General features: G+C 67.3%; 5 protein-coding genes. 4 read left to right on the forward strand and 1 reads right to left on the reverse strand.

Annotated features, from left to right (window positions below; translation table 11 throughout):
- The 3 genes from pta (at position 1) to htpX (ending at position 4,606) form a co-directional block, all read left to right on the forward strand.
- Positions 1–2,106, forward strand: coding sequence for a phosphate acetyltransferase (gene pta, locus ABD089_RS01140; protein ID WP_343884324.1), 2,106 nt, complete (start codon positions 1–3; stop codon positions 2,104–2,106).
- A gap of 195 nt (positions 2,107–2,301) precedes the next feature.
- On the forward strand, positions 2,302–3,552 hold the full coding sequence (locus ABD089_RS01145) for a glycoside hydrolase family 68 protein (protein WP_343884325.1): 1,251 nt from the start codon (positions 2,302–2,304) through the stop codon (positions 3,550–3,552).
- 172 nt (positions 3,553–3,724) lie between these two features.
- Positions 3,725–4,606 carry a zinc metalloprotease HtpX gene (htpX, locus tag ABD089_RS01150; RefSeq protein ID WP_343884326.1) on the forward strand — a complete coding sequence of 294 codons (882 nt, stop codon included), beginning with the start codon at positions 3,725–3,727 and terminating at the stop codon, positions 4,604–4,606.
- 18 nt (positions 4,607–4,624) lie between these two features.
- Here the strand turns inward: htpX and ABD089_RS01155 are convergent, their stop codons facing one another.
- Complete coding sequence (locus ABD089_RS01155; RefSeq protein WP_343884327.1) at positions 4,625–6,175, reverse strand: carboxyl transferase domain-containing protein; 1,551 nt, start codon at positions 6,173–6,175, stop codon at positions 4,625–4,627.
- Between the two features lie 145 nt (positions 6,176–6,320).
- Between ABD089_RS01155 and ABD089_RS01160 the strand changes: the two genes are divergently transcribed.
- On the forward strand, positions 6,321–7,514 hold the full coding sequence (locus tag ABD089_RS01160) for an acetate/propionate family kinase (protein WP_343884328.1): 1,194 nt from the start codon (positions 6,321–6,323) through the stop codon (positions 7,512–7,514).
- Positions 7,515–7,912: the final 398 nt, after the last annotated feature.

A 7,912-nucleotide genomic window follows, 5' to 3' on the forward strand; every position in this document is an offset into this window, starting at 1 on the left:
GTGACCAAAGCCGTGTACATCGCATCCACCGAGGGAGGCGTCGGCAAGAGCGCCATTGCCCTCGGGCTGATCGACTCACTCGCCCGCACCGTCTCGAACATCGGCGTCTTTCGTCCGCTGGTGAAGTGGGCCGAGGACGACGCCGTGACCCGCACCCTGATCGGCCAGAACGTCATTCGGCAGAGCTACGAGGACGCCATCGGCGTGAGCTACGCCGATCTGGCCGCCGCCCCCGATGATGCGATGACCCACATCGTCAACAAGTACGGCTCGCTGGCCGAGCGCTACGACGCGATCGTCGTGCTGGGCTCCGACTACGGCGATGTCTCGGCCCCCACCGAGATGAACTTCAACGCCCAGGTCGCCGCCAACCTCAACGCGCCGGTGCTTCTCGTCGTCCGGGGCAAGGGACGCGACGCCGACACCATCCGTCGCTCGGGGGTGATGGCGCTGGGCGAGTTCCGTCGCGCCCACAACACCGTGATCGGCCTGACCGCGACGCGCGTCGACCCGGCCTTGGCCAAGGAGGCCCGCGCCGCGCTGTCGTCCGTGGACTCCACCTTGGTCACCGCCGTCCTGCCGGAGAACGGCATCTTGTCCGCGCCGACCGTCGGGATGCAGTTCGAGGCGCTCGGCGCCGAGCTGTGGATGGGAACCCGCGCCGACATGGAACGCGAGTCGCTGGGCACCCTGGTGGCTGGCATGACGCTGCCGAACCTGCTGGACCGGCTCCAGAAGGAGTTCACGATCGTCATGCCGAGCGACCGCTCGGACCTGCTGCCCGGGCTGGTGATGGCGCACCGCTCCGACACCTTCCCGAACATCGCGGCCATCTTCCTGGTCGGCGGATACGAGATCCCGGCCAATGTCCGCAAGCTGATGGACGGCGTCGACGCGCGCATCCCGATCGGCACCGTCGCGTCGGGAACCTACACGACCGCGGAGAAGTTGTTCGGCCTTGAGGGCACCCGCACCTCTTCCCCGCGCAAGGTCGAGATCGCGCGCCAGATGTTCGCCGAGAACTTCGACGAGGATGCGCTCCTCAAGGCCCTGAACCTGCACCGTGGCGAGATCCGCACGCCGCGCATGTTCGAGTACCAGTTGATGGCCCAGGCCCGTCGCGACGTCCGCACGATCGTGCTGCCGGAGTCGTCCGACGACCGGATCCTGGAGTCGGCGTCGATCATCCTGGAACGCAATGTGGCCAGGATCATCCTGCTGGGTGACCCGCTGGCCATCAACACCCGGGCTCGCACGCTGGGCTTCGACCTGACCAAGGCGCGGATCATCGACCCCACCGACGATGAATTGCTCAACAAGTTCGCGATCGAGTACGCGCACCTGCGCGCCAAGAAGGGCGTCACCTTCGAACAGGCCAAGGACCGGATGCACGACCCCTCCTACTTCGGGACGATGATGGTGCACTTCGGCATGGCCGACGGCATGGTCTCTGGGGCAGTGAACACGACGGCGAACACCATCCGTCCGTCGCTGGAGTTCATCAAGACCAAGGAGGGCGTGAAGGTCGTCTCCAGCTCCTTCCTGATGTGCATGCCCGACCGGGTGCTGGTCTACGGCGACTGCGCAGTGAACCCCGACCCGACGTCCGAGGAGCTGGCCGACATCGCGATCTCATCCGCCGACACGGCCGCGGCCTTCGACATCGAGCCCCGGGTCGCGATGCTGTCCTACTCGACGGGTGAGTCGGGTTCGGGAGCGGACGTCGACAAGGTGCGCGAGGCGACCCGCCTGGTGCGGGAACGTCGTCCGGACCTGAAGGTCGAGGGGCCGATCCAGTTCGACGCGGCCGTGGACCCCGTGGTGGGACAGAAGAAGATGCCCGGTTCCGAGGTGGCGGGCCAGGCGACGGTCTTCATCTTCCCCGACCTCAACACGGGCAACAACACCTACAAGGCCGTGCAGCGCACCTCGGGTGCCGTCGCGGTGGGCCCGGTGCTGCAGGGCCTCAACCGTCCGGTCAATGACCTCTCGCGTGGCGCGCTGGTGGACGACATCGTGAACACGGTGGCCATCACGGCGATCCAGGCGCAGGAGTTCGCGGCTGGAACGGGGATGCCCGGGGCTGGACAATCGGCCAGAAGTTGAGCCTGCACCCAATCGTCCAAAGGGGCCCGGGTGGTACACCCCTGCGAGGGTTTTGCACCGGCTGATTTTGTCGGAAAGTCGAGGCAGCGGGGGGAAACCCTTGCTGGCAAGAAAACCCACTCTGTTTCCTTCACCCCAAAGGATGCTCCATGGCTACATCTCTGCCCTCTCGCCGGCCCGGCTTGCGTCTCGCTGATGCTGGACCGCAATGGCAAGCAGGTGTGGGTGTGGGACACCTGGCCACTCACCGACGCCCACGGCAACCAGTACTCCTACAAGGGCTGGAATGTCATCTTCTCGCTGACCGCCGACCCTTACGCCGGCTATGACTTCGACGACCGCCACGTCAACGCCCGGATCAGCTATTGGTTCCGCAGGGCCAACGACAACACCTCGCCCTGGATCTACGGCGGCAAGGTCTTCGGCGACACGACGCCCAAGTCACAGGCCGAATGGTCCGGCTCGGCACGCGTGTTCGGCAATGGCCAGGTCAAGCTGTTCTACACCCACCTGGACTTCGCCGACCGCAACAAGCCCATGGCCACCATCTCGCTGTCGACCGGCAAGCTGAAAGCCGACGCCGACGGGCTGAGCTTGTCCGGGTTCAACGGGCACAAGGAGTTGCTGAAGGCCGACGGAAAGTACTACCAGACGGTCGAGCAGAACCCCTACTACAGCTTCCGCGATCCCTTCACCTTCGAAGATCCAGCCTACCCGGGCAAGACCTTCATGGTGTTCGAGGGCAACACCGCCGTTGATCGTGGTGACTACCAGTGCCAGGACTCCGACCTGGGCAGGTCCGGCGAAGATGCCGACGCGGTGACCGCGTCCTGCGCCAACTTCCAGATGGCCAACATCGGCTTGGCCGTGGCGACGAACAAGCAGCTCACCAAGTGGAAGTACCTGCCGCCGATCCTTTCGGCCAACTGCGTCAACGACCAGACCGAGCGTCCGCAGTTCGTCATCAAGAAGGTGAACGGCCAGTACAAGTACTACCTGTTCACGATCAGCCACGCCTTCACCTACGCGGCTGGCCTGCGCGGCCCGGACGGCGTCTACGGCTTCGTCGGCGACGGCATCCGCAGCGACTTCCAGCCGCTCAACAAGTCAGGCCTGGTGCTCGGCAACCCGACCGACCTCAACCTGGTGGCCCGGGACGCGAAGCAGAATGCTCGCGCCTACCAGTCGTACTCGCGCTACGTGATGCCCGGCGGGCTCGTCGAGTCGTTCATCGACACGGTCGCCGATCGTCGCGGTGGCACCCTGGCGCCGACCGTCAAGATCAACATCAACGCCACCACCACCAAGGTCGACCGGACCGTCGGCAACAAGGGCCTGCTCGGCTATGGCTACATCCCGGCCAACATCGATCTGGATCCCTCGGGCGGCGGCAATGGCCTGAACAAGGCCACCAAGCAGTTGCAGGTGAACTCGGTCGGCAGCTGATCCAGCAACCGCGCAGTACTCGCACACAGCTGTAGTCAGTTGACGGATCGTCCCCGGGCCCGGCCCGGGGACGATCTGTCATTCTGGGGATGGCACCACCGGCGCGGCCGACTCACAGGCTGGTGACAGCAACGGCGGGAACAAGCACTCCAGCGAAAGGCGTTGTGAAGACATGCACAACCATTACAACGGCGCGAAGACTGCGATGCTCTTCGGCGGCATCTTCGGCCTGCTGCTGCTTGTCGGCGGCTCCCTCGCCGCGTACACGGGCAGTTCGTCCTACATCTGGATCTTCGCCCTGATGGGCCTGGCCACCACCTTCTACTCGTACTGGAACAGCGACAAGATCGCGATCCGCTCGATGGGTGCGGTCGAGGTGAGCCCTGAGCAGGCTCCCGAAATGTACCGGATCGTCTCCGAGCTCAGCCAGCGCGCGGGTCAGCCGATGCCGCGCCTGTACGTCTCCCCCACGTCGTCCCCCAATGCCTTCGCCACCGGTCGCAACCCGCAGAACGCGGCCGTGTGTTGCACGCAGGGAATCCTGCAACTGCTGGACGAGCGTGAGTTGCGCGGAGTGCTCGGCCACGAGCTGATGCATGTCTACAACCGCGACATCCTCACCAGCTCGGTGGCAGCCGCCATCGCCGGCATGATCAGCACGATCGGGCAGATGCTCAGCTTCGGCGCCATGTTCTCCGGCGGACGCAGTGACGAGCGCAACGGCAATGCGCTGGGTCTGCTCGCTGCGGCGATCTTCGCGCCGCTGGCTGCGTCAGTGATCCAGATGGCGATCAGCCGCACCCGCGAGTACGACGCGGACGAGGATGGGTCGAAGCTCACCGGGGATCCGCTCGCCCTGGCCCAGGCGCTGGCGAAACTCGAGCACGGCGTGGCCGTCGCTCCCCTGGCCCCCAACCGCCAGCTGCAGAACGCCGCGCACATGATGATCGCCAACCCCTTCGGCCAGGTGCGCGAATTGATGAGCACCCACCCGCCGATGGCCGACCGCATCAACCGGCTGCAGCTCCAGGCCCAGCAGATGGGTCAGTTCTGATCCGCTGACGGTTCGCCCTCAGCCCACGGCGCGGAAACGCTCCCGTCGCGCCGCCAGCCGTTCGTCGGTCGGAATCGCGGCAAGTTCCTCCACCTGCTCGAGTACGGCCACTCCCACCGCATCGCAGAAGTGGCCGCGCGACGACAATGCCTCGGGGCCGAGAGGTGGCGTCGACCAGTCGTCCGGCTCGGGGATGATCGCGTCCGCCACCCCCATCGCGACCAGGTCATGGGCGCCGATCCGGTGCGCGCGGGCCATCGCCGCCGCGTCCCCGCCGGAGCGTCCCATGATCGCCGATGCACCCTCCGGGGCGATGGGCGACAACCAGCCGCTCGCGGCCACCAGCGTGCGATCGGCGGGCAGCATCGACAGCGCCGCTCCCCCGCCGCCCTCGCCCAGGATGACGCTCACCGTCGGGACCGTCAGCTCGGCAAGGGACCCGAGGGTCCGGGCGATCTCACCGGACAGTCCGTGGTTCTCGGCCCACGCGCTCAGTTCGGCGCCGGGCGTGTCGATCATGGTGACCACGGGCAGCCCGAGCTCCTGCGCCACAGCGAAGGCCCGCTGCGCGATCCGCAGCCCCGCCGGGCCCAACTCGTGGTGGGTCTGGGTGTCGCGGCACATGCCCACCAGCATCAGTGGACGGCCGCACCAGCGAACCGGCCCCGCCTTGATGGTCGGGTCGACACGTCCGTCACCGGTCCCGGAGAACCAGACGGCCGTCCCGCCACACGCCGCAACGACATCCAGCACGCCGGGACGGTCGTCTGCCCTCGACGCCTGCACCGCCGGCCAGGGGTCCGTGGGGGCGTCCGCGAGCGCAGCCTTGCCCGCCATGTCCACCGGGGCACCGGTTGCCCGCGGCGTGACCGGCCCGACCCCAGACCCTTGGCGTTCGTGGGCCGGCCCGATCGCGTCCAGCCAGCGCAGCCACAGCGACCGGACGCACTCGTCGGCCACCACGGCGTCGATGACACCGACCCGTTCCAGGTTCTCGGCGCGCTGGATGCCGTCCTCGATCCGGCGCCCGGTCAGCGCCTCCTGCACACGGGGGCCCAGGAATCCGACCATCGCGCCCGGCTGCGCCGTCGTGTAGTGCCCCAACGAGGCCCAGGAGGCCAGCACCCCGCCAGTGGTCGGGTGCCGCAGGTGTGCAAGGTAGGGCAGCCCAGCCCGCCGGTGCGCGCGGACGGCCTGCCCAATCTTCACCATCTGGACGAATGCGGGCGTCCCCTCCTGCATCCGGGTGCCCCCCGAGCACGGCGAGACCAACAGGGGCATCTGGTGCTCCGTCGCATGGTCGAAGGCGGCCAGGATCAGATCACTCGTGACCACGCCGATCGAACCCGCCAGGAAGCCGAACTCCCCGGCCACCAGCACCACCTCCTGGCCGCCGACGCGCGAGGTGCCGCACAACACCGACTCGTCCAGCCCCGTCGCCTCCTGCGCAGCGGCCAGTTCGGCCGCGTAGACGGCATCGGCCGTCGTCGTCCCACGGCTCGGCAGCGGCCCGAAGCTGCCCGGGTCGACCACCAGGTCCACGAATTGCTGCGCGCTGACTCGTCCCATCTCGAAGCCCCCTTCGCGGTGCGCCCCGGTGCGCCCTTGCACCGTCGGCCCAATTCATCGTCCCGTACGCCAACCGTAGGCGCCGGCGACCCCGTGCGCAGCCCTCGCGGGCCCCCGCGACCGGGACGGCCGATAGGCTCGCCACATGCCGAAGCCCATCTTGCTGTTGAACTGCGGATCCAGCTCCATCAAGTACCAGATGATCGACGCCGAGACCGAGGCCGTGATGGCGGTCGGGCTCGTGCAGAAGATCGGCGACGCCTCCCCCGGCACCATCGAGCACGAGGTCAACGGCGAGGAGTTCTCCACCGAACAGGTCTTCCTCGACCACACCGAGGCACTCACCGCCGTCGTCGCGATGTTCGACGAGCACGGGCCCGCCATCGCCGACGCCGTGGCCGTCGGCCACCGCACCGTCCACGGTGGCACCGCCTTCAACAAGACCACGATCATCGATGACGGCGTCATCCAGAAGCTGGTGGACCTCTCCGGGCTGGCACCCCTGCACAACCCGCCCGGCATCGCCGGCATCCGCGCTGCCCGCCGAGTGCTGCCCGACGTCCCCCAGGTCGCCATCTTCGACACGGCCTTCTTCTCAGAACTGCCCGCGGAGGCCTACACCTACGCGATCGACCGTGACCTGGCCGCGAAGCACGAGATCCGCCGCTACGGCTTCCATGGAACCTCGCACGACTATGTCTCGCACCAAGCCGCGGAGTTCCTCGGCCGTGACTACTCCGAGCTCAAGCAGATCGTCTGCCACTTGGGCAACGGCGCGTCGTTGTCGGCGATCGACAGGGGGCATCCGATCGAGACGTCCATGGGCCTGACGCCCCTTCAGGGACTCGTGATGGGCACCCGCTCCGGCGACGTTGACCCGGGTCTGCACGCCTTCCTCTTCCGCGAGGCTGGCGCCACCTTCGGCGAGATCGACACCCTGCTCAACAAGCGCTCCGGCATGCTCGGGCTCACCGGCAAGACCGACATGCGCGACATCAAGGCGCTGATCGAGGCGGGGGACGAGCAGGCCAAGCTCGGCCTGGACGTCTACGTGCACCGCCTGGTCGGCTACATCGGCAGCTACATCGCCTTCCTGGGCGGCTGCGACGTGATCACCTTCACCGCGGGCGTCGGTGAGAACGCCGACCACATCCGCAAGATGGTCGTCGACCGCCTGCGGCCAGCCTTCGGGACGGTGCTGGACGAACAGGTCAATTCCGTCCGCTCGAAGGCGCAGCGACGGATTTCGACCGCCGAGTCCACGATCGAGGTGCTGGTGATCCCCACCAACGAGGAACTGGCGATGGCCCGCCAAACCGCCGCGGTCATCGCCAACTGAGCGCTCTGGCACGCTTTCAACCTGAAACCCCGCTGAAGCCACCCCGGACATCATGGATGCCTTGTGGCGTTGGCCTTTGCCCGGGGCGGGAGTACGCGAAGCCCGCTGACTAGGTCATTGGGACGCTGCGAAGGCGTCCCTTCAACCTGCGACGATCGCCAGGTTCCGAGGCTTCGGGGAACGCCGCTCCATTGCGGCCGGTGGCGGGCCTCCGTAGGTTCAATTCGTGGGTGGACACAGATCCCGCCGGAACCCCCGAGCCGGCGCCAGCCCATTCCGGCGGGTGGAACCCCGAGCAGATCCGCCGGACGCAGGAAGCGTTGGACCGGCCCCCAAGCCGACCCAACGCCGAACGACTCCACCGGGCCCCCGAACCGGCGGACATGGAAGACCCGGAT

Source organism: Luteococcus sanguinis, from assembly GCF_039527675.1.
In the GTDB taxonomy this organism is placed as follows: domain Bacteria; phylum Actinomycetota; class Actinomycetes; order Propionibacteriales; family Propionibacteriaceae; genus Luteococcus; species Luteococcus sanguinis.

Coding starts and splice junctions, on each gene's coding strand:
- ABD089_RS01145 (WP_343884325.1), top strand. CDS start 2,302: ATGCTGGACCGCAATGGCAAGCAGGTGTGGGTGTGGGACACCTGGCCA.
- htpX (WP_343884326.1), top strand. CDS start 3,725: ATGCACAACCATTACAACGGCGCGAAGACTGCGATGCTCTTCGGCGGC.
- ABD089_RS01155 (WP_343884327.1), bottom strand. CDS start 6,175: ATGGGACGAGTCAGCGCGCAGCAATTCGTGGACCTGGTGGTCGACCCG.
- ABD089_RS01160 (WP_343884328.1), top strand. CDS start 6,321: ATGCCGAAGCCCATCTTGCTGTTGAACTGCGGATCCAGCTCCATCAAG.